Here is a 19,724-nt window from a genome sequence, read left to right as displayed (position 1 = left end):
GGGCTCGGCTCCTTGGTCGTTTGTCCGAGCCCCGTCGCGCCGGCGTGTCAACGTTCGCTCGTTGCCCTCCTCGCTGCTCTCCTCAGGGCTTTCGCAGTGGTTCGTCGCGGACGCCGCTGACCGCGCTCCTTCGCGGCACGACCCACGGGTTCTCCTCCGCTTCCCCTTCCTCAGGCCCGGCCACTTCCTCTTCCTCAGGCCCGGCGCGTTCTTCAGGCCCGGCGCGGACGCTGTCCACGGGTCCTGCTCGCGCGCTGGCGCGGGCCTTGAGCCCGGTCCGCGTCCACACCTCCACCGTCACGGTCACGATCGGCCCGCTAACCGCACAGGCCGTGATCCGCCCGTGGTTCTCCCCGGCCAGCCGCTCCGCCGCCGCGCAGGCCACCGCCCGACCACCCGACACGGTGAGCGCCCCGGCCAACGCACTGGCGTCCGCCGCGTTCCGAGCCCGATGCGCGGCCACGACAACCCCGCCCCCGGTCGAGATCCCAATCGCAAACGCCGCCAAGGCCAGCCCGACACCGAGACAGATCACCGCCGCCGACCCCCGCTCACGACCCACCCTCGATTCACGCGGACGTGGTCGCACCAGTCCCCGGCCGTAGACCGACCCCCTCGTGGCCTCGCAAGCAACCGGCCGCCGCCTCCTTGCCTTCGGCGACGACTGCAGATGCCGCGCGCCCCGATTGACCGGCCCCCGGACGCACGCTTTGCCGTTCACGGCCCGCACTTCACGGCCCAACCTTCACGGCCCGCTGGCGGCGCGCGGCTCGGCCACGGCCACCGCCGTCCCCGGCATTGCCGCTCACGACCCACCGGCGGTGCGCGGCTTGGCCATGGCCACCCCCGTCCCCGGCTTTGCTGTTCACGGCCCACCGGCGGCGCGCGGCTCGGCCATGGCGACCGCCGTCTCCTCGACGTAGAACCCCTCGAAGATCGGCGTAGGCACCTGCCGCCGCACGGTCACCCGCACCAGATCCCCGTCGTGGACGACCCCGATGAGCTCGGTACCTTCCCGCAGCTCCGGCACCGGCTCACCCCGCGCCACCGCCCGCACCGCAGCCCCGGCACTGTCGACGGCCGACATCTTGGCCGTCATCGCAGCCAGCATGGCGATCCCGGAAACCAGAAACAGCAGAATCACGGGCACCGCACACGCCACCTCAAGCGCCGCCGACCCCCTCTCGCGCCGCCCGGTCACCCCCGGTCTCTCCCGCCGATGTTGAGCGCTTTTCCGACCTTCGGGCACCGGCACAACGGCCCGCCCGATCGCGATCCCCACGCCACCTCCCATCCGCACAGCACCCACGCCCTCTCCTGCACTCGCCGAATGCATGCCATCTGCCGCTCTCGTCGCACTCACGTCGTCTCCTCTCCCTCGCGGCGTTCCCGCCGTCTCCGGTCTCGCGGCACTCTCGCCGGCCGCTGTTTCTGTAGCGCTCTCGCCGCCTGCAGTTCTCCCGGCGTTCCCTCCGGCCGCTGTTTCCGTAGCGCTCTCGCCGCCCGCGTTTCTCCCGACGCTCTCGCCGACCGCGGTTCTCCTAGCGCTCTCGCCGACCGCGGTTCTCACCATGTCCACGCCGTTCTCGCGGCGCTCACGCCACGTGCTGCATGAGCAATCCGGCCAGGTAGTTCCGCATCCCCTCCGACCGGGCCAGCCCCAGCAGCACCCCGACGAACACGAGCCCGATGACGACCAACGCCGCGTACTCGATCGACAACGCCCCCTTGTCCTCCCGCACCACGGCCAGGAACCGCGCTCTCGTATTGATCATGGACAGACCTCCCCCTCGCAAAGTCGATGAACCCTCACAGCACGGCAAACACGTCCCGAACCACCGCGATCAGCACCGGCACCACCCCGGCCAGCACGAACGCGGGCAGAAAACACACCGCGACCGGCACGATCGCGAGCACCCCGACCCGCCGCACCGCCGCAGTCGCAGCAGCCGCCCGAGCCGCCCGCAGATCGGACGCCTGCCGGTCGAGCGTCCGGGTGAGCGCCAGGCCATGCTCGGCACTGCGGGTAGCGGCCCGGGCCAACCGCGCCCCGCCGGGCAGATCGCCCAGGTGCCCCCAGGCGGTCGCGGGCACCGCTCCGAGCCGCAACGCCCGCCCGACCAGCACCAGCCGCGCCCCCACCGGCCCGCCAAGCGCCTCCCCAACGGCCAGCGCGGCCCGATCCGGCGGCGCCCCGGCCCGCAGCGCCGCGGCGAGCAGATCCGCCGCGAACGGCAAGTCCGACCGCGCCGTGGCCCGCTCGCGCCGCACATGAGCCGGCTCGAGGCGCCCGAACAGCACCAGGCACCCGCCGGCGACGCCGAGTCCGATCACGACCCCGGCGACACCTCCGACAGCAAGCGCGATCCCAGCCCCGGCCAGCACCGCAAGAGTCCACCGCCGCCACCCTTTCACCGCCGCACCTCCGCCGTCGCCGCGCAGACCATCCGGCCCCGAACGATCAGCCCGACGGTCAAGCCGCCCATCACCTCACTGGGCGGCCGCCCGACCCACCCGCCGACGGACAGCGCAAGCCGCGACCCGAGTGGCACCCGGCAACAGACCCAGGCGCCCATCACCGCACCTCCGCCGTCGCGGTGTGGACCATGCGCGATGTCCACAGCAGGCCCAGGCACTGCATCGCGACCGCCGCCAGCGCGCACGCCGCGCCCAGCGGCGTGTGCAGCAACAACTGGGCCGGATCGATGCCCATCGCCGAGCCGACCCACAAACCCAGCAGCGGCAACGGGATCAGCACCGCCGTCGACGTCTGCGCCCCCGCCAGCTGCGCCGACATCTCCGCGCGCAACGCCTGGGCCGCGCGCAGATCCGCCTCCACCCGTTCGAGCAGGTCGACCAAAGGGACGCCGAGGTGCTCGCTCAGCCGGTACGCGGCCAGGAGACGCCCCCGCGCCACCTCCACCGCCGCGCCCGCCCACCGTTCGTGCACCCCGCCGCCGTGGAGAGGAACCGTCGAACCGTCCGGCAGCGCGCCCGCCCGCAGCCCCTCGGCCGTCGCATCCACGGCGTCCAGCAGCCCCGCGACGAGCCGGTCCGCATCGCGCCGGATCAGGTGGCGGCGGACCGCGGCGAGGGCCAGCAGGCAGTACACGGGAAGGACGACTGCCGCGACCGGGCCGAGGGCCGCGAGCCCTCCGCCCGCGATCGGCGCCAGCACCGCCGCGCACGCGAGGACTGGGCGGCGCAACAGCAGGAGCTCCAACCGGCGGCGGGCAGGCCGCGGGGCGTGCAGCTCCCGGGCGACCCGGGCGAGCCGCGCCGACGGCCGGCGGGCACGAAGCCAGTGGGCGAGCCAACCAGCCACTGGCAGTACACCGGCGAAAAGCGCGAGATCGAGAGCACTCATCGCCAGCCCTCTTCCGGCGTGAACTCCCAGCACCCGCCCACTTTCGGCGGGTCGACCCCGCGCGCGGCCAGCAGCTCGGACAGCTCTGCGAAGGCCGGTCCGACGCCCGAGCCGCGCCGCCACGCGGTGAGCACGACCGCCGTTCGACGGTCGTCATGCGGCGCCAGGACGCAGATCTCGGTGAGCTCGCGGCGCCCGCTGCCGGACCGTTGCAGGTGGACCACCACCCGCAGGGCGGAGACGAGCATGGCGTGCAGGGCGGCCCGCGGTACTCCGCCGAGAAGCCCCAACGCCTCCAGCCGGGCCGGCACGTCGGCGGGCGAATTGGCGTGCAGCGTCGCCGCGCCGCCCTCGTGGCCGGTGTTCAGCGCGCCGAGGAGGTCGACGATCTCCGCGCCGCGGCACTCGCCGACGACGAGGCGGTCAGGGCGCATGCGCAGGGCCTGGCGCACCAGGTCGCGCAGGGTCACCTCGCCGGCGCCCTCGACGTTGGGCACGCGGGCCTGCAGCCCGACCACGTGCGGGTGGGCCGGGCGGAGCTCCGCGGCGTCCTCCACGATCACGACCCGCTCGGCGACCGGAACCGTGGACAGCAGCGCGGCGAGCACCGTCGTCTTGCCGCTGCCGGTACCCCCGGTCACCAGATACGGCAGCCGCGCCTCCACCACCGCACGGAGCAGCGTCGCCGCGCCCGGATCGAAGGTGCCGCAGCGGACCAGCTGCTCGATGGTGAACGCGCGCCGCCGGAACGTGCGCAGCGACAGGTACGGCCCGCCCAGCGCCACCGGCGGCAGCACCGCATGCATCCGCGTGCCGTCGGGCAGCCGCACGTCCACGAACGGGCTCGCGTCGTCGAGGCGGCGGCCGGCATTGGAGGCGAAGTGCTGGGCGAGCTTGCGCACGTACACCTCGTCGCCGAGCCGTCCCGCCACCCGCCGCAGGCCGCCCCTGTCCCGGTCGACCCAGACCTCGCCGGCCCCGTTGACCAGCACGTCGGTGACGGTCGGATCGGCCAGCAGCGCGGCCAGCGGGCCCGTGCCGTTCATTTCGCCGGAGAGGCGGATCGCCATCTGGCGCAGCGCGAGGTCGTTGACCAGCACCCGGCCCGGCGAGGCGTCGACGTCGTTCGGGGCCAGCCGGGCGCGTACCCGCTCCGAGAGCTCGATCATGCCGCCGCTCCGAGCCCGACGTCGCCGAGGATGCTGCGGCAGACCTGGACGAGCGAACCGTTGCCGGCCGGCGGCGGTCCGTCGCCGCTGTCGACCCGGTGGGGCAGGGTGCGGTCGGAATACAGGTCGCCCGCCACCGGCAGCCGCAGCACCTTGCCGATCTGCGCGGACGGCACGCGGCCCGGATCGCGCACGACGAGCTTCACGGCGTCGGTGTGCGGGTGCAGCGTCGCCGCGACCCGGGTGGCCGCCATGCAGGCGCGCATCTCCGCCGGTACGACCAGCAGCACCAGATCCGCCGCCCGCAACGCGAGCGCTGCGGCGTCGTCGAGGCGCCGGGGCAGGTCGGCCACCACCAGGTCGCGGGCGCGGGCCCCGGCCCCGAGGGCACCGGCCATCGCGGCGGGCGACAGGCCGTCGACCGCGTCCGGATCGCGCCCGCACGAGAGCAGGGCCACCCCGTCGCGGCTGGGCAGGGCGTCGAACAGCGCGCCGGCGTCCAGGTCGGGGCCGCCGACCGTGAGCGCGGGCCAGCGCAGGCCCTTGAGCTTCTCCCAGCCGAGGGCGAGGTCGGCCCCGCCGCCGAGCGGGTCGGCGTCGACGAGCAGCGTGCTCAGGCCCGCGCGGCCCGCGGTGCGCGCGAGTCCCGCAGCCAGAACCGTCGCGCCGGCGCCGCCGCGGCCGCCGATGCAGGCGAGGATGCGGCCGCGCACGTCGGTGGCGACCACGGTGCGGGTGCTGACGCGGCGGAGTTCGTGCACGAGGTATTCCACGCCCGCCGGCAACTGGACGATCCGCTCGGCGCCCACCTCCTCGGCGAGGCCGGTGAGCCGATCCATCCCATGACCGTGGCTCAGCAGCATCACCCCGGACCGCTCGGGCAGGCCGGCCCGGACCCACGCCGGCACGGCGCCGTCGCCGATGAGCACGAGCGGCGCGGAGGGATATCGGCGGCGGGCGTCGTCGGGGCCGGGTGCCACGTCGAGCTCGAGTGCGTGCCGGGCGGCGAGGTCGACGAGGTGATCGGTCAGCGCGGGATCGTCGGAGACGAGCAATGGTCGGTGCACGGAGGGCTCCACGGTCGTGAGCGGTTCGACTGACTGCGCTCACCCTGGCCCCATCGCGCCGTCGCCCGCTCGCCGCGCGTCCATGATCTGTGGATAACCGGCCGCTTGTGGATAACTTCCACGGCCCAAGTCGATCTGCTATGGAAACCCCGACAAACCGGGCCAGGACGGGCGTAGGCTCGTTGCCGTACCGAATAAAAAGTCAAAACCGTGAACGCTCAACAAAGCACTCGGCGTCAATGCTGGCTAACCTCCGCGCATAGCGACGAAAGTTCGCAGCCACCATCCAAAAGGCCATGTGGCCGAAATCCGGCAACCTGCTCGGATGCGACTGCGCGCGAATGAGCCGGAGAAGGGGACGACCCCCGCCGGGGGGTGACGGGGGTCGCCGGGGGTTCGGCTCCGGGGGGGTCGAGCCGAACCCACTCAGCGGTTACGGGGGGTGCAACCGCCGAGGGTCAATAACGGGTCTCCGCCATGTCGACGTGAAACCTCGTCGCAAACATAAGCATGCCTGAGTCGACCCACATACGTCGAGTAGGACGTGGCCGCAACACGCCCAGGACGCCAATCAATATTTCACTCTGAGGTAACTGAGACGTGATCACCTAAGAGCCGAGCGTGATCCAGTCGGCCTTTGGACTGGCTTTGGTCAAGTCCGGGCGCCATGGACCGCCCCGCAACGCTACACTTGCCCGCCGTGGGGCGTAGCGCCGCGTTTTTCGATCTGGACAAAACGGTGATCGCCAAGTCGAGTGCCTTGGCCTTCGGTCGACCGTTCTATCGCGATGGGCTGATCAGCCGCCGCGATGTCATCAAAGGCGCCTACGCACAACTGATTTTCCGCGTCGGCGGCGGCTCGGACGAGCAGACCATGGCGCGCACCAGGGACTATCTGGCCGCACTGGTCAAAGGGTGGCGCGCCGAGCAGGTTCGGCAGATCGTGCGGGAAACGCTCGACGAGCTGATCAACCCGTATATCTACGCCGAGGCCGCGTTGCTGATCGAGGAGCACCGCGCGGCCGGCCGCGATGTCGTGCTCGTGTCGACCTCCGGCGACGAGATGGTCCGACCTATCGGCGAGCAGCTCGGCATCACCGACATCATCGCCACCCGCATGAACGTCGGCGACGACGGCTGTTACACCGGCGAGATCGACTTCTACGCGGCCGGGCCGAACAAGGTCGTCGCGGTCAAGGAACTCGCGTCCGAGCGGGACTACGACCTGGCCGCCTGCTACGCGTACTCCGACTCGGTGACCGACGCCGGGCTGCTGAGCCTGGTCGGGCACCCCACGGCGGTCAATCCGGACCGCGGGCTGCGCCGGGTGGCCATCGAGCGCGGCTGGCCGATGCTGGAGTTCCGCCACCCGATCCCGCTGAGCAAGCGGCTGCGCGACCGGCCGGCCGTACCGCTGGCGGCGGCCGCGCTGGGACTCGGAGCGGCGGTGGCGATCGGCTTGGCGGTGTACACCAGACATCGCAAGGCCCGCCGCGCGCAGATCGCCGCCACCTGAGCCCCACCAGTCACATCTTCGGGACTGGGGGTTCCGATCGTGGTGAGGGCGGCGTAGAAAAGAAGAGCGAGGTCAGACGGGCTACGGCCATCGTGATCCCGTGCACGGCCGCCGGGCACCCACGAGCGATCAGCCGCGGTAGGCGCGTTACAGCGGATCCGCGAGGACCGCTGCCAACGGACTTGAGGTGCACGCCTGGTAACCCGGTCGGACGTGTGTGACGGCGCCTCCAAATCGAGGCGCCGTCCACTGTTTCCGGGCATCGTCGCTCACCGTTGCCGACGGGGCAGACGGATTTGGCTCTGCGTTCTACGCTGTCGCAGCCAAACCCCCATTTCCATCCCCGGAGGCAACACCAAATGAACGCTGCCCTTGGTGAGATCAGCGCGGGCCAGGAGCTGGCCTACATCGGTCTGCTCTGCGTCAGTGGCCTGATCGCCATCGCGATCGGCGCCGTCGGCTTCGGTCTCAAGTCGACCGGCCAGCGCGTGCTGAACATCGTGATCGGCGTGGCCTTCATCGCGTACGGTCTGTACCTGCTCATCGGCCAGCCGGAGACGGTCTACGTGATCTGGTACGTCTTCATCGTGCCGATCATCCTGATCATCAACGTGGTCAAGGCCGCCCGCGCAAGCAAGGCCTGATTCGGGACAGGCCGCGGAGACCCCCTACTCCGCGGCCTTCTCGCAGACCTCGACCAGCTCCTCGGCGGCGCGCTCGGTCGCCGCGGCGAAATGCCGGAGCCAAGAGCGAAGGCCGTCGGGTGTACCGGTGGCAAACGCGTTCGACGACCCGACGTACTCGGGTTCGCGGCTGCGGTGCCCGACATCCATCGCCAGCAGTCCGCGCGGGTCCAACCCGCCCGCGATCAGGGTCAACCGGGCCGCCGCCCGGGCCACGACGCCGTTCGGTCCGGCAAAGGCCTTCAGCGCCAGCAGTTCCCCGTGCACCACCGCCGCCTGCAACAGCACCGGAGCGCTCGTCGCACCGGCGAGGAGCGCGGAAAGCGCATCCAGCCTCGGTACCACGGAAGCATCCACGGGACGGCCCAGCTCTTCGGCGGTCAGCACGTCGCGCGCGACGAGCGTGTGCAGTTTGGCCAGCACCTGCCGGGGCGCCTTGGCCCACGTGCCCGTCAGCCCGTCGAGCGATGCCGTGACACGCAGCGCCCCTTGTACGACCGGATCGGTGACGACTCCCGCCCGCACGCCCTCCAGGTCGAAGCCGTGGGTGTCGAGGGCGGCGCTGGCAACCGAGGTGCGCAGGGCGATCTCGGCCGCGACGGGACCGCCGGAGCGGCGCAGGGCCCGGTGTCGCATGGCGGCGTCGACCGCAGCGCGAGCCTGGTCCAGCGCGGGGCGGACGTCGGCGAGATCAAGCAGCGGGGCGAGCGGGTCCGTCGGCACCCGTTGACGGTATCGTGCCGCTACTGTGAACAAAGTTTAGAGAACGGGCGCCTGTTTTCTGTCACACCCCCCAACTAGCCTCAGACCGAGAGCTGGACCACATCGAGGAGCCGTCACCGATGAGCGAGACCTTGGAAAACCTTCTCAACGAGACACGGCAGTTCCCGCCCCCTGCCGAGTTCGCCGCCGCCGCCAACCTCACCGAAGGCGCCTATGCCGAGGCCCGGGCGGACCGCCTCGCGTTCTGGGAGCAGCAGGCGCACCGGCTGAGCTGGGCCAAGGAATGGGACCAGGTGCTTGACTGGTCCAACCCGCCGTTCGCGAAATGGTTCATCGGCGGGCAGCTCAACGTGGCCTACAACTGCCTCGACCGGCACATCGAGGCCGGCCGTGGGGACAAGGTCGCCATCCACTTCGAGGGCGAGCCGGGCGACACCCGCACCATCACGTATTCCGACCTGCACCGCTCGGTCTGCCAGGCCGCCAACGCGCTCACCGACCTCGGCGTCGTCGCCGGCGACCGGGTCGCGATCTACCTGCCGATGATCCCCGAGGCCGCGGTCGCGATGCTCGCCTGCGCCCGCATCGGCGCCGCGCACTCGGTCGTCTTCGGCGGCTTCTCGGCCGACTCGCTCAGCGGCCGGATCGACGACGCCAGCGCGAAGATCGTCATCACCGCCGACGGCGGCTTCCGCCGCGGCAAGCCCAGCGGCCTCAAGAGCATCGTCGACGAGGCGGTCGCCCGCACCCCCAGCATCGAGAAGGTGCTCGTGGTGCGCCGCACCGGGCAGGACGTCGAGTGGCACGACGAGCGCGACCTGTGGTGGCACGAGACGGTGGAGACCGCCTCGGCCGAGCACACCCCGCAGGCGTTCGACGCCGAGCACCCGCTGTTCATCCTCTACACGTCCGGCACGACGGCCAAGCCGAAGGGCATCCTGCACACCAGCGGCGGCTACCTGACCCAGGCGAGCTTCACCCACCACGCCGTGTTCGACCTCAAGCCGGACAGCGACGTCTACTGGTGCACGGCCGACATCGGCTGGGTGACCGGGCACAGCTACATCGTCTACGGGCCGCTGTCCAACGGCGCCACGCAGGTCATGTACGAGGGAACCCCCGACACCCCGCACCGCGGGCGGTTCTGGGAGATCGTGCAGAAGTACAAGGTGACGCTGCTCTACACCGCGCCCACCGCGATCCGCACGTTCATGAAGTGGGGCGACGACATCCCCAAGCAGTTCGACCTGTCGTCGCTGCGCCTGCTGGGCTCGGTCGGCGAGCCGATCAACCCAGAAGCCTGGATGTGGTACCGCGAAAACATCGGCGGCGGCACCACGCCCGTCGTGGACACGTGGTGGCAGACCGAGACCGGCGCCATCATGATCTCCCCGCTGCCCGGCGTCACGGCGGCCAAGCCCGGCTCGGCGATGCGCCCGCTGCCCGGCATCACCGCCGACGTCGTCGATGACCAGGGCAACTCGGTCCCCAACGGCGGTGGCGGCTACCTCGTCCTGCGCGAGCCCTGGCCCTCGATGCTCCGCACCATCTGGGGCGACGACAACCGCTTCAAGGAGACCTACTGGTCCCGCTTCGAAGGCATGTACTTCGCCGGCGACGGCGCCAAGAAGGACGCCGACGGCGACCTGTGGCTCCTGGGCCGCGTAGACGACGTCATGCTCGTCTCGGGCCACAACATCTCCACCACCGAGGTCGAGTCGGCCCTGGTCAGCCACCCGAAGGTCGCCGAGGCCGCGGTGGTCGGCGCCACGGACCCGACCACGGGCCAGGCAATCGTCGCCTTCACCATCCCGCGCGGCGGCGTCGAGACCGAGGGCGAGGCCGGCGAGGCCCTGATCCAGGAGCTGCGCAACCACGTCGCCAAGACCCTCGGCCCGATCGCCAAGCCCCGCCAAATCATGCTCGTCGCGGAGCTCCCGAAGACCCGCTCCGGCAAAATCATGCGCCGCCTCCTGCGCGACGTAGCCGAAAACCGCAGCCTCGGCGACGTCACCACCCTCCAGGACTCAACGGTGATGGACCTGATCTCGTCCGGCATGCAGTCAAACAAGTCCGAGGACTGACCGCACTCCGCCGGCTCGCTGGGCGCCCACGCTTCCTTCCGGGCGCCCGGCAACGGCCAACCAACGCACAACGACACCCAGCGACACCGGCCGGCGGCACAGCGGCTCTGGCCACCAGCAACCACGTGGGCCGACGCCGCCCAACGACACATGACGACACGCAACACACGACGACGCCGCAGCACACGACACGCGCACGGAATGAGGCACCGTCCGCCCGGCGCCTCGACATGCAGCGCCGCACGACGACGCAACCCAGCGCCGTCTTGGGGCCCCGTGCGATGTCTCGCGGCTCAGGCCCGCCTGCGAAGGCCCAAGCACGGTGCTGTCGCCGTTGTGGAGCCAAAGGGCGTTGGCCGGAGACGTGAAATGGGGCGGCCCCCGGGCCGGGGCCGCCCCTTAAGACGCGTAGGTGGAGCTACGCGTAGATCTTCACTGGAGTGTAGGTCTGCCGCGGGAAGATCTGCCCCACCTCGGCATCCGTCAGTCCGAAGCGGCCCTGCGCCACCGAGCCGAAGACCGAGAACATGTTGTTGAACTCGGGCACGTCGCCGTTGGTCAGGGTGTCGAGGCCGTTCCAGGTGCCGAGCAGCTTGCCCGCCACCTTCTTGCCGGACAGCACGATGACGCCGCCGCCCTTGCCGTGGTCGGTGCCGCCGCCGTTCTCGGCGACGCGGCGGCCGAACTCGCTCGAGACCATGACGGTCACGTTGGAGGAGAGGTCGGGGCCGAGGTCGTCGAAGAACGCCGCCATGCCGGTGGCCAGTTCGCCGAAGTGCTGGGCGAGGTAGCCGCCGCGGGTGCCCTGGTTCTCGTGGGTGTCCCAGCCGCCCATGCCGATGGTGGCGATACGGACGTTGGCGCCGCCCTTGATGAGCTGGGCGAGCTCCTTGAAAGCGTTGCCCACGCCGGTGTACTTCACGTTGTTGGCCGGCGTGTACCCCTCCTGCGCGAGCTTGCTGGCCAGCGTCAAAGCGTCGATGCCGGCGCGGACCGGGGTCGCGATCGGGTGGTCGATGCCGGTGAAGAGGGTCTTGATCGCGTCGACGGTCGGCTGCTTGAACTTGCCGTCGCCGTTCACGTTCAGGGACGCCACGCTGTTGAGGGCCAGGGCGCCGCCGCCGCCGACGAGCGAGCGGGGCAGGGTCGAGCCGATGCCGACGGCGCGGAAGGCGGTACCGGGGCCGAGTTTGTCAGCCAGGTTGGTCAGCCAGCCCATGCCGCCCGTCTCGGCCGGGAGGCCGCCGAGCTGGCAGGTGTCCTGGGCGGCGAAGTGGCTGCGGTCGAGCCGGCGGTCGCTGACGGCCGGGATGAACGCGAGCTGACCGGCGTCTAGGTACTTCTTGAGCGGCGCGAACGACTCGTTGAGGCCGAACCCGCGGTCGAGGGCGATCGAGGTGTTCGGCAGCGTGAAGCTCGGCCGGACCCGGTTCAGGGTGGCGTCGTTCATCGGCGCGAACAGGCTCAGCGCGTCGGCCCCGCCGTAGAGGAACACGTGGATGAGCGTGCCCGTCGGGGTGGCCGCGAACGAGGCCTGGGTGGTGATGAACTGGCTGGTCGCCAGGGCCGTGGTGGTGGCCGCGGCGCCCACCACGAACCGGCGGCGGGTCACACCCCGGCCGTCCTCCTGCTGGTCCTCCTGGCGGGCCAGCTCGAGGTACCGATGACGGACGCTCTTCTGCTCTTCCTTGACCACCTCGGCCTCGGCCCGAAGCGCGGACTCGAAGCGGTTGGGGCCGAGCCGCAGCAGGTCCGGGACCTCCGGGTGGAGCGAGTTGTTCCGCACTGGCTTCTCCATGGTGTGCCGCCTACCGCAGGTGGTGGTGGGGAGTGGCGAAGATCGCGCGCACGATCGCCGCGATGCCGCCGTTGAAGGTGGCGTCCACGGGAGTCGATGCGGTCATCGTCGGGTTGACGATGTGCAGGATCGCGGTCTTGCGGTCGTTGTCGAGCGTGACGTTGATCAGCTTCTTGGTGAGCGCGTCGAGGTAGGCCCCCGCGGTGGCCGGAGGGTTCGCGATGAGCGCCTCGGGCTTGGTCCACGTGAACTGGCGCCGGCCGCCGGTGATCGCGGTGTACGCGTCGTTCCACTGGTTGACCATGGTGCCGGCCGAGGTCCAGGCGACATACACGTCGGCGTACCCGTTCGGCGTCGGCAGCTCCATCGGCGCGTGGCCGAACTCCTCGAGCTTGCGCATGATGTCACCGAGGCCCTGGACCATCGGGCTCATGTTGGTGTTGCTCGACGTGAACGTGGCCGGGGCGTCGGCGCCGATGTCCAGCGCGCGGTAGGTCGCGGCCAGGTACTCGCCCGGCCGGCGCACCTTCTGCCCGACGGACTCCCAGAACTCGGTCCGGGAGAGCATCGTCATCAGTACCGCCGGAATGTTGCTCTTCTTGTCGACGTAGGTCTTGGCCATGGCGTCGACGAGCGTCTTCGGCGGGGTGTCGGACACGAACCGCGTCGCGAGGTTCTGCGCCATGTAGCGCGCGGTGTTCGGGTGCAGCGCGATGTACCGGAAGTAGGCCTCCTGCACCGCCTCGCCGCCGGCCGCGTCGCCGTTCGGGTGCGAGAAGCCCATGATCTTCACGGGCCCGACGTAGTGCTGCTCCGGCCGGTACACGTACTGGTTGTCCCGCACGCTCCGCCCGGTCTGCAGCATGGCGGCCTGGCGCACGTCGGTCTCGGTGTACCCGTTGAAGGCGCCGACGGTGTACAGCTCGAGGTTCTCGCGGGCCAGGTTCTCGTTGATCTGGTCCTTGGTCGACTGCTGCTGGTCGAGGTAGATCAGCAGCGACGGGTGCTTGTTCGCCGCGACGAACATGTCGACGTAGTTGCCCAGCGCGTACTTGCGGATGACGTCGCGGTCGAACGAGGCGCGGGTCAGCTCGTTGTTGTCGTGGAACGCGGCGACGTGCAAGTAGTCGTTGAAGAAGTCGACCATCATCTCGAAGAGCTGGCGGTCGGAGAAGATCTGCTTGGCGATGGTGTACCGGACGTTCTGGTCATCCGCGTGGATGCCCTTCTTGTCCAGGTCGTCGCGCTGGGCCTTGAGCTGGTCGTACGACATGCCGTAGGTGACGAGCTCGGCGTCGGCCTTCTGCTCACCGCGGGTCAGCGCGATCGTCTCCGGCTTCATCTGCTTGTCGATCCAGCCGTTGATCCCCAGCTTGTTGATGTCGCTGATGACCTTGGCGTTGGGGCCGAACGTGAGCCGGCTGGCCAGGTGCCGCACCGGGTCCTTCTTCGGCAGCACCGTGTTGGCCTTGACCTGCGCGTTCTTGGCGGCGTCGGCCGGGGTGCCGAACGACGAGCCGGTGGTCGGGGTGTTCTTGCGGACGCCCAGGCCGGCCTCGCCGTTCATGAGGCTCTGGTTCTGGTCGACGTACGCCGGAACGGTGTTGTCGATCGGCGGCTCGGCCGCGGCCGGGTTGCTGCCGGGGCCGCCACCGCCCTTGCCGAAGAACTGGGTCACCGCGTAGGCCCCGCCGCCGATCAGCGCGGCCGCGCCACCGCCGATCGCGACCATGGCGGTACGGCGGCGCCACTTCGAGGGCTCCTCGTCGTACTCGTCCTCGTCGTCGATGTCCGGCAGCACGTCGCGGCCACCGCCGCGCGCGTTCGGGTCATAGAAGTGCGGACCGGAGCCACCGCGGTCAGCGGGCACGCGGGGATCACGGTAGCCGCGGCGGTCCTGGCGGCCGGTCTGGTCCTCGTACCCGGACTCGTAGTACGAGTCGGAATACGGGTCGTAACGCTCGTTCATCTACCGGTCCCGATCAGACGAATGGGGCGCGCATATTTGTCGATCGGAAGGTAGTTGCTGCTCAGGAGCCGTACAACCGACGCTTGAAGCGCGCTGACCAGGACTTAAGACAATTGCCGTGACCCAAGGTCACGTCCGTTGTGACAACGCCGTCACAAAGGCCGCTGAGCTGCTGAAACACGTGTAACAACGGCCCACTTAAGGAACGGTTTACACAGGTACATTTAAGGTCCCGTTGCAACTGCGGCGACTGTCCGATTCAGCCCGATTCGCCCAGGCGAATGTGGTGATACTCCACCCCGCGGCACGCCGGACCGTGGGCGATCGACATACGCCGCTCGTCGAGGTCGAGCACCAGCGAGAACAGCGTCTCGGTCCGGTCGGCATCGGCCACGCCGGGCTCGTCGTGCCGGCAGATCGCCTGCGGGTAACCGCCGTGATCGCGCAGCACCGCGCGGATCCCCTCCTCGTCGACGGGCCCGGTGCCGAGCAGCCGGCGCGCGCGGGAAGAGCGAAAGAACGAGGAGCTTCCGATGTACTTCAATGTGTCATGCCGGGAAAGCGCACTCTCGAAGTGATTCGCGTGGGTGAGCACCCCGTCGACCGGATGCAGGAACCCGACGTCGTCCGGCGCCACCTCGACGTCGATCGCCTCGCCGGGCGTGCCGGCGGGATAGGCCTTGGCCCATGAGCAGGTTGATGCTCGCCCCGCGCGGCACCGGACACACGGCCGCGAGCGCCGCTCCGAGGTGCGCCGACTCGAGCGCGGCGCGCAGCAGCACGTGGTACGGCACGCCGCCGTCGCGCCGGTCCCCGGTGCTGCCGAGCATGTTCACGCACACCCCGAGCCCGGCGTCGTTGAGCCCGGCCTTGGCGAGCATCCCGGCCTCGGTGAGCGCGAGCACCCGGCGGCCGCGCTCGTCGGCGGTGTCGAGCAGCAGCGCGTACGGCCGCTGGTCGGGATGCCAGTCCCAGTTCTGCGCGAGCAGGGTGTGGCCGCTCGCGCTGCGCTCGCCGAGCACGGCGATCGCGGTGCACTCGCCGGCCGCGCTGTAGATCAGCTCGGTCCGGCCGTTGAGGGCGTAGATCTCGTCGACGTTGGCGCGGGCGCCCTCGGCGACCCCGTCCAGCATTTCCGCCACCCGCGGGGCGTGCCGGTGGGAAGCGGCGCGGAACAACGCTCCGTAATTGCGAACCTGCGGCGCGTCAATGCCCGCAGCCGCGAACCGGGTCATGTAGTTCGCGACGTTTGCCGCAATTGCCGAGGCCGCCACCGAACCGTAAGTAGTGCCACACTTACGCGGAGTTCCTTTGGCGGTAATCAATGGCAACGCAGGCGGCATGTCGAGAACGCTAGCCGGTCGCCTTACGTGATTTCGACCGAGAAAGTCATACGCTGAGCGACATGAACCCCGCGGTAGACGACACGTGCGTCATGATGGACGGACCGTGGTCGCACCGATTCGTCAGCGCAAACGGCAATCGATTCCACGTGGTGGAGGCCGGCACCGGCCCGCTGGTGCTGTTCCTGCACGGGTTCCCCGAGTTCTGGTACGCCTGGCACAACCAGCTCCCCGCGCTCGCCGACGCGGGCTTCCGGGCCGTCGCCGTCGACCTGCGCGGCTACGGCGCGTCTGACAAGCCGCCGCGGGGCTACGACGGGTACACGATGGCCGGCGACGTGGCCGGACTCATCCGCGCCCTCGGCGAGCGCAGCGCGATCCTGGTCGGCGCCGGGTACGGCGGCATGATCGGCTGGGCCACCGCCGCCTTCCACCCGAAGATGGTCCGCCGCCTGGTTGTCCTCGGCGCCGCCCACCCGCTGCGGCTGCGCGCCGGGCTCGCGAGCGACCCGCGGGGCCAGCTGGCCGCGGCCAAGCCTGTGCTGCGCTTCCAGGTGCCCCGCTTCGAGCACGTCCTGACCCGGAACGACGCGGCCCTGGTCGGCGACTACCTGCGCCGCTGGGGTTCGCCCGAGTGGACGTCCCGGGAGTCGTACCGCGAGTACGAGGCCTGCCTGCGCGCCGCCATGCAGATCCCGCAGGCGGCGTTCTGTGCGCTGGAGACGTACCGCTGGGCCGTGCGGTCGGCGTTGCGGCTGCAGGGGTACCGATTCGTGAAGCTCTTGCAGCAGCCGATCACCGCGCCCACGTTGCAGCTGCACGGGGCGCTCGACCCGGCCGTCCTGCCGCGCACCGCGCAGGGTTCGGGGCGCTACGTGCTCGCCGAGTACGAGTGGCGACTCCTGCCCAACGCCGCCCACTTCCCGCACGTCGAGCAGCCCGAACTCGTCACCGGCGAAATCATCCGCTGGGCGAAGGCCGGCTGATCAGACGCGGTACTCGCGCAACTCGCTGACCTCGGCGCGGGGGGCCCAGCCTTGGTACACGCCGTAGTCGAACTCCTCGAGTCCCAGCTCGGCGGCGACCGGGGCACGCCCGCCCGTGTACTCCACCCGCATCCAGCCCTCGTGCTCGCCCAGCACGATGAACGGCTGGTCGCGCCAGAAGCACGTGGTCCGCACATAGACCAGATCGTCGATCTCGTTGCGGGGCACGATTCGCCGGTACCGTCCGGGACGCACCTCTTCGAAGCCCTCGCTAGCGTCCGGCCGGTAGAGGCGCACGTCGTCGCCGTCGGGGCTCGCCTCGTACTCGGCGCCGAGCCAGCGGGCCGCGTAGCCGTCCCGGATCACGAGCCGGCCTTTCGCCAGGCCGGGCCGTCGGCGTCCAGGCGCGCGATGAGCTCCTGGCGGCCGTCGCGGCGCAGGCGCCACAGCTCGGCGTTGTGCGGCAGGCGGGCGCTGTCCACCTTGAACTCGGCGATCACGTCGCTCGTCTCGCTCGGGGCGAAGCCGTTGCCGCGGAACGGCGGGCGCTCGATGACCCAGCCCTCCATCGCGCGCATGGCCTCGGGCGACCCGCCGCCGTAGGGGATGCGGTACAGGTCGCCGCGGTACGCGATCCAGCGCAGCACGTAAGCCTCGTCGGCGTCCGGCTTGAACGAGGAACCGGCGTATCCGAGGCCGAGCGCGTTGTACAGCTGCTCGGGCGTTTCGAGATGCGCGACCTCGCCGGCGCGATGCACGAAGCCGGAGACGCGGTCGTAGTTGCGCTCCAGGTAGTACGAGAGCTGCTCTGGCGAAATCGGCTTCTGCATGACCTGTTCGAGGCCCGATCCGGGCGGCTCGTAGGCCGGTCGCGGCGCGGGCTGCGAGGCCGGCTCGGGCGTCACGACCGCCGGCTGCTCGTCGGGGTCGTCGACGCCGAGGCCCATCTCGGTGGCCCAGCTCGCGAGCTGGATCACCTCGGTGCCGGGCAGCACCGCGCCCGACGGGGACTCCGGGTTGATCGCGAACGCCAGCTGGTCGCCGGGCGGCCACTGCCGGATCAGGCGGGTGAACTTGATGAAGCTGCCGCGCGCATCCTCGCCGAGCCGCTCCGCCATCCGCTCCTGCGACGTGAACACGACGAGGTGCGGCAGCCCGTTCATGTGCTCGGTGCGCATCTTCATCGGCTCGACCGGCCCGCCGTCCGTCCAGAACGGGATCAGGACCTTGGCCAGCAGCAGCGTCGAGAGGAACCGGTCGGTGCTGTTGGCCTGAACCGCCTCGAAGAGATCGCGCTCGACCTGGTTGGCCGGGTGGAACTCGGGCTGCTCCTCCTTGACCACCGGCGGCGCGGGCGCCGGGGCAGGCGCGGGCGGCACGACTTCAGCATCGACGATCTCATCATGGAGTCGTACCGGCACGTCGTCGACGATCTCCGGCTCGTACACGGGCTCGGGCGTGGCGGTGGCGCTGCTCTCGTAGCCCTGCCCGGTGCTCGGGAGCGCGTCCTCCATCGAGGGCCGGAACCCCTGCGTGGTGCTGCCGTCCGGCTCAAGATTCAGGTCCTGGCTGAAGTCGGGCCGACCCTCGTCCTCGAAGAACGAGCGCAGCTCGGGCGACGGCTCGGCGCGCTCCTCGTTGACGTTGACGCCATGCTCGGCGAGCGCGGCCATCCCGTCCTCGAACGAGACCTGTTCCTGCTCGGGCTCGGCGTTGTCCGGCTCGGATCGCAGATCAGCCAGCGCCGCGTACGGGTCCCGAATGGGCGCCTCGTCGGCACGCGGGCTGCCGAAGGCGCTGAACGGCTGCGGCTCCGCTGCCTCGTCGTCTTCGAAGAAGGGGCGCTGCTCCTCCTCGCGCGGGGCGGGCTGGTCGCCGAAGAAGGAGCGCTGGGGTTCGGGCGCTTGAAAGAACGGCGACTGTTGTACTTCTGCACGCCCGCTGAAAAACCCGCCGGTCTCTTCGGCCGCAGGCTTTTCTTCCCGCTCCTGCCACGACCCGGAGCGCTCCTCGGGGCGCTCCTCCTGCCGCTGCTCTTGCCACGACGGGGCGGTAGACGCGGACGGCGCCTCCTGCCAGGCGGGCGCAGCCGACTCGGCCTGCGGCTCCTGCCATGCGGGCGTAGCCGGCTCGGGCTGCGGCTCCTGCCACGTGGGTGCAGCCGACTCGGGCTGGCTCTCCTGCCGCTCCTCTTGCCATGACGGCGGGGCCGACTCCGGACGAGGCGCATCCCACGACGGCGCGGCGGATTCCGGGCGAGGCGCATCCCACGACGGCGCGGCGGATTCCGGACTCGGAGCGTTCCAGGCCTGCGGCGCGGGCGACGTCGGCTCAGCAACCGGCTGCCGGCCGGACCAGGCGGTCGGCTCGGTCGGCTCGGTCGGCTCGAACAGCCCACGCGAGGCCGGCGCCTCATCCGCGAAGAACGGATGCTCATCGAGATCGGCCCGCCCGAACCCAGCACTGCGCGCACCGGCCGAAACGTCCCCGAACGGCTCACCCGCAGGCGGCTCGTCAGCCTCCGGGCTCTCAATCTCAGTACGGCTGAATCCCGGCCGATCAAACACCGGCCGATCAAACGGCAACGAAGGCGGCTCAGGAGCAGCAGCAGGCACCGCCGCCGAGGACGGCGACACCGGCGGAGCCGACGGCGACCATGCCTGGGTCCCGTTCTCACCGCTGCGAGCAGCCAGCCCCGGCCGCCCCGGACGCACATCGGCCGCCCCGGTCCACCCGGACCGAATCGGCTGCGTGTCCTCACTAGGCGGAGGCACCTCTCCCGCCCGGTACGCCCCAGGCTCCCCCGCCCCCGGCCGATCCTCCCCAGCCCGATACCCGCTGGCCTCGCGATACGCGGCAGCGTCATCCGTGGCCGCGCGATACGAAGCGGCCTCCTCCGACCCAGACCGATACGCGGCAGCCTCGTCGGACGCCGACCGATACGGAGCAGGCTCATCCGACGCCGAGCGATACGGAGCAGGCTCATCCGACCCGGACCGATACGGAGCGGGTTCGTCCG

General features: G+C 70.6%; 18 protein-coding genes. 4 read left to right on the top strand and 14 right to left on the bottom strand.

Translation table 11 applies throughout. The features are described 5' to 3' along the window. Window positions 1-82: 82 nt before the first annotated feature. From ACQP00_RS01170 to ssd, 7 genes are all read right to left on the bottom strand, one after another. Window positions 83-535 (bottom strand): Rv3654c family TadE-like protein, encoded by a 453-nt coding sequence (locus ACQP00_RS01170; protein ID WP_433223620.1) that lies wholly within the window; start codon window positions 533-535, stop codon window positions 83-85. A 330-nt stretch (window positions 536-865) separates the two neighbouring features. Then, window positions 866-1,111, bottom strand: coding sequence for a hypothetical protein (locus ACQP00_RS01165; protein WP_433223618.1), 246 nt, complete (start codon window positions 1,109-1,111; stop codon window positions 866-868). A gap of 484 nt (window positions 1,112-1,595) precedes the next feature. After that, a complete protein-coding gene (locus tag ACQP00_RS01160; RefSeq protein ID WP_433213018.1) occupies window positions 1,596-1,775 on the bottom strand; it encodes a hypothetical protein in 180 nt (59 codons plus the stop codon). 34 nt (window positions 1,776-1,809) lie between these two features. Next, window positions 1,810-2,334 carry a type II secretion system F family protein gene (locus ACQP00_RS01155; RefSeq protein WP_433213015.1) on the bottom strand — a complete coding sequence of 175 codons (525 nt, stop codon included), beginning with the start codon at window positions 2,332-2,334 and terminating at the stop codon, window positions 1,810-1,812. 241 nt (window positions 2,335-2,575) lie between these two features. Further along, window positions 2,576-3,367: a type II secretion system F family protein gene (locus ACQP00_RS01150; protein ID WP_433213012.1), complete on the bottom strand. Its 792-nt coding sequence runs from the start codon at window positions 3,365-3,367 to the stop codon at window positions 2,576-2,578. Beyond that, the gene (locus tag ACQP00_RS01145; RefSeq protein ID WP_433213009.1) at window positions 3,364-4,536 is read right to left on the bottom strand and encodes a TadA family conjugal transfer-associated ATPase; all 1,173 of its coding nucleotides are present in this window, start codon (window positions 4,534-4,536) and stop codon (window positions 3,364-3,366) included. The genes ACQP00_RS01150 and ACQP00_RS01145 overlap by 4 nt, the downstream gene beginning before the upstream one ends. Further along, window positions 4,533-5,603 carry a septum site-determining protein Ssd gene (gene ssd / locus ACQP00_RS01140; RefSeq protein ID WP_433213006.1) on the bottom strand — a complete coding sequence of 357 codons (1,071 nt, stop codon included), beginning with the start codon at window positions 5,601-5,603 and terminating at the stop codon, window positions 4,533-4,535. The genes ACQP00_RS01145 and ssd overlap by 4 nt, the downstream gene beginning before the upstream one ends. Window positions 5,604-6,303: 700 nt before the next feature. Between ssd and ACQP00_RS01135 the strand changes: the two genes are divergently transcribed. After that, window positions 6,304-7,119, top strand: a complete 816-nt coding sequence (locus ACQP00_RS01135; protein WP_433223616.1) for an HAD family hydrolase — start codon at window positions 6,304-6,306, stop codon at window positions 7,117-7,119. 359 nt (window positions 7,120-7,478) lie between these two features. Then, complete coding sequence (locus ACQP00_RS01130) at window positions 7,479-7,763, top strand: hypothetical protein (RefSeq protein WP_433213003.1); 285 nt, start codon at window positions 7,479-7,481, stop codon at window positions 7,761-7,763. A gap of 24 nt (window positions 7,764-7,787) precedes the next feature. Here the strand turns inward: ACQP00_RS01130 and ACQP00_RS01125 are convergent, their stop codons facing one another. Next, on the bottom strand, window positions 7,788-8,525 hold the full coding sequence (locus tag ACQP00_RS01125; RefSeq protein ID WP_433213000.1) for an oxidoreductase: 738 nt from the start codon (window positions 8,523-8,525) through the stop codon (window positions 7,788-7,790). Window positions 8,526-8,644: 119 nt separating this feature from the next. Here ACQP00_RS01125 and acs point away from each other — a divergent pair, with 119 nt between their 5' ends. After that, window positions 8,645-10,609, top strand: a complete 1,965-nt coding sequence (gene acs / locus ACQP00_RS01120; protein ID WP_433212997.1) for an acetate--CoA ligase — start codon at window positions 8,645-8,647, stop codon at window positions 10,607-10,609. Window positions 10,610-11,027: 418 nt separating this feature from the next. On the opposite strand, the gene ACQP00_RS01115 is transcribed toward acs, so the two are convergent. The 4 genes from ACQP00_RS01115 to ACQP00_RS01100 form a co-directional block, all read right to left on the bottom strand. After that, window positions 11,028-12,395 carry a DUF1501 domain-containing protein gene (locus ACQP00_RS01115; protein ID WP_433212994.1) on the bottom strand — a complete coding sequence of 456 codons (1,368 nt, stop codon included), beginning with the start codon at window positions 12,393-12,395 and terminating at the stop codon, window positions 11,028-11,030. 22 nt (window positions 12,396-12,417) lie between these two features. Further along, window positions 12,418-14,376, bottom strand: a complete 1,959-nt coding sequence (locus tag ACQP00_RS01110) for a DUF1800 domain-containing protein (protein WP_433212991.1) — start codon at window positions 14,374-14,376, stop codon at window positions 12,418-12,420. Between the two features lie 259 nt (window positions 14,377-14,635). Next, window positions 14,636-14,971, bottom strand: a complete 336-nt coding sequence (locus ACQP00_RS01105; RefSeq protein ID WP_433212988.1) for a hypothetical protein — start codon at window positions 14,969-14,971, stop codon at window positions 14,636-14,638. Then, window positions 14,925-15,719 carry a C45 family autoproteolytic acyltransferase/hydolase gene (locus tag ACQP00_RS01100; RefSeq protein ID WP_433212985.1) on the bottom strand — a complete coding sequence of 265 codons (795 nt, stop codon included), beginning with the start codon at window positions 15,717-15,719 and terminating at the stop codon, window positions 14,925-14,927. Before ACQP00_RS01100 ends, ACQP00_RS01105 begins: the two co-directional genes overlap by 47 nt. A 62-nt stretch (window positions 15,720-15,781) precedes the next feature. Here ACQP00_RS01100 and ACQP00_RS01095 point away from each other — a divergent pair, with 62 nt between their 5' ends. After that, window positions 15,782-16,705: an alpha/beta fold hydrolase gene (locus tag ACQP00_RS01095; RefSeq protein WP_433212983.1), complete on the top strand. Its 924-nt coding sequence runs from the start codon at window positions 15,782-15,784 to the stop codon at window positions 16,703-16,705. Here the strand turns inward: ACQP00_RS01095 and ACQP00_RS01090 are convergent, their stop codons facing one another. Both ACQP00_RS01090 and ACQP00_RS01085 read right to left on the bottom strand, forming a co-directional pair. After that, complete coding sequence (locus ACQP00_RS01090; protein WP_433212980.1) at window positions 16,706-17,071, bottom strand: hypothetical protein; 366 nt, start codon at window positions 17,069-17,071, stop codon at window positions 16,706-16,708. After that, the gene (locus tag ACQP00_RS01085; RefSeq protein WP_433223614.1) at window positions 17,068-19,272 is read right to left on the bottom strand and encodes an SseB family protein; all 2,205 of its coding nucleotides are present in this window, start codon (window positions 19,270-19,272) and stop codon (window positions 17,068-17,070) included. The genes ACQP00_RS01090 and ACQP00_RS01085 overlap by 4 nt, the downstream gene beginning before the upstream one ends. Window positions 19,273-19,724 lie beyond the last annotated feature (452 nt).

Origin of the sequence: Dactylosporangium sp. CS-047395 (genome assembly GCF_050942185.1) — a bacterium.
In the GTDB taxonomy this organism is placed as follows: Bacteria; Actinomycetota; Actinomycetes; order Mycobacteriales; family Micromonosporaceae; genus Dactylosporangium.
The sequence above is the reverse complement of the archived record's forward strand: the minus strand, read 5'-3'. Positions and strand labels throughout refer to the sequence as shown.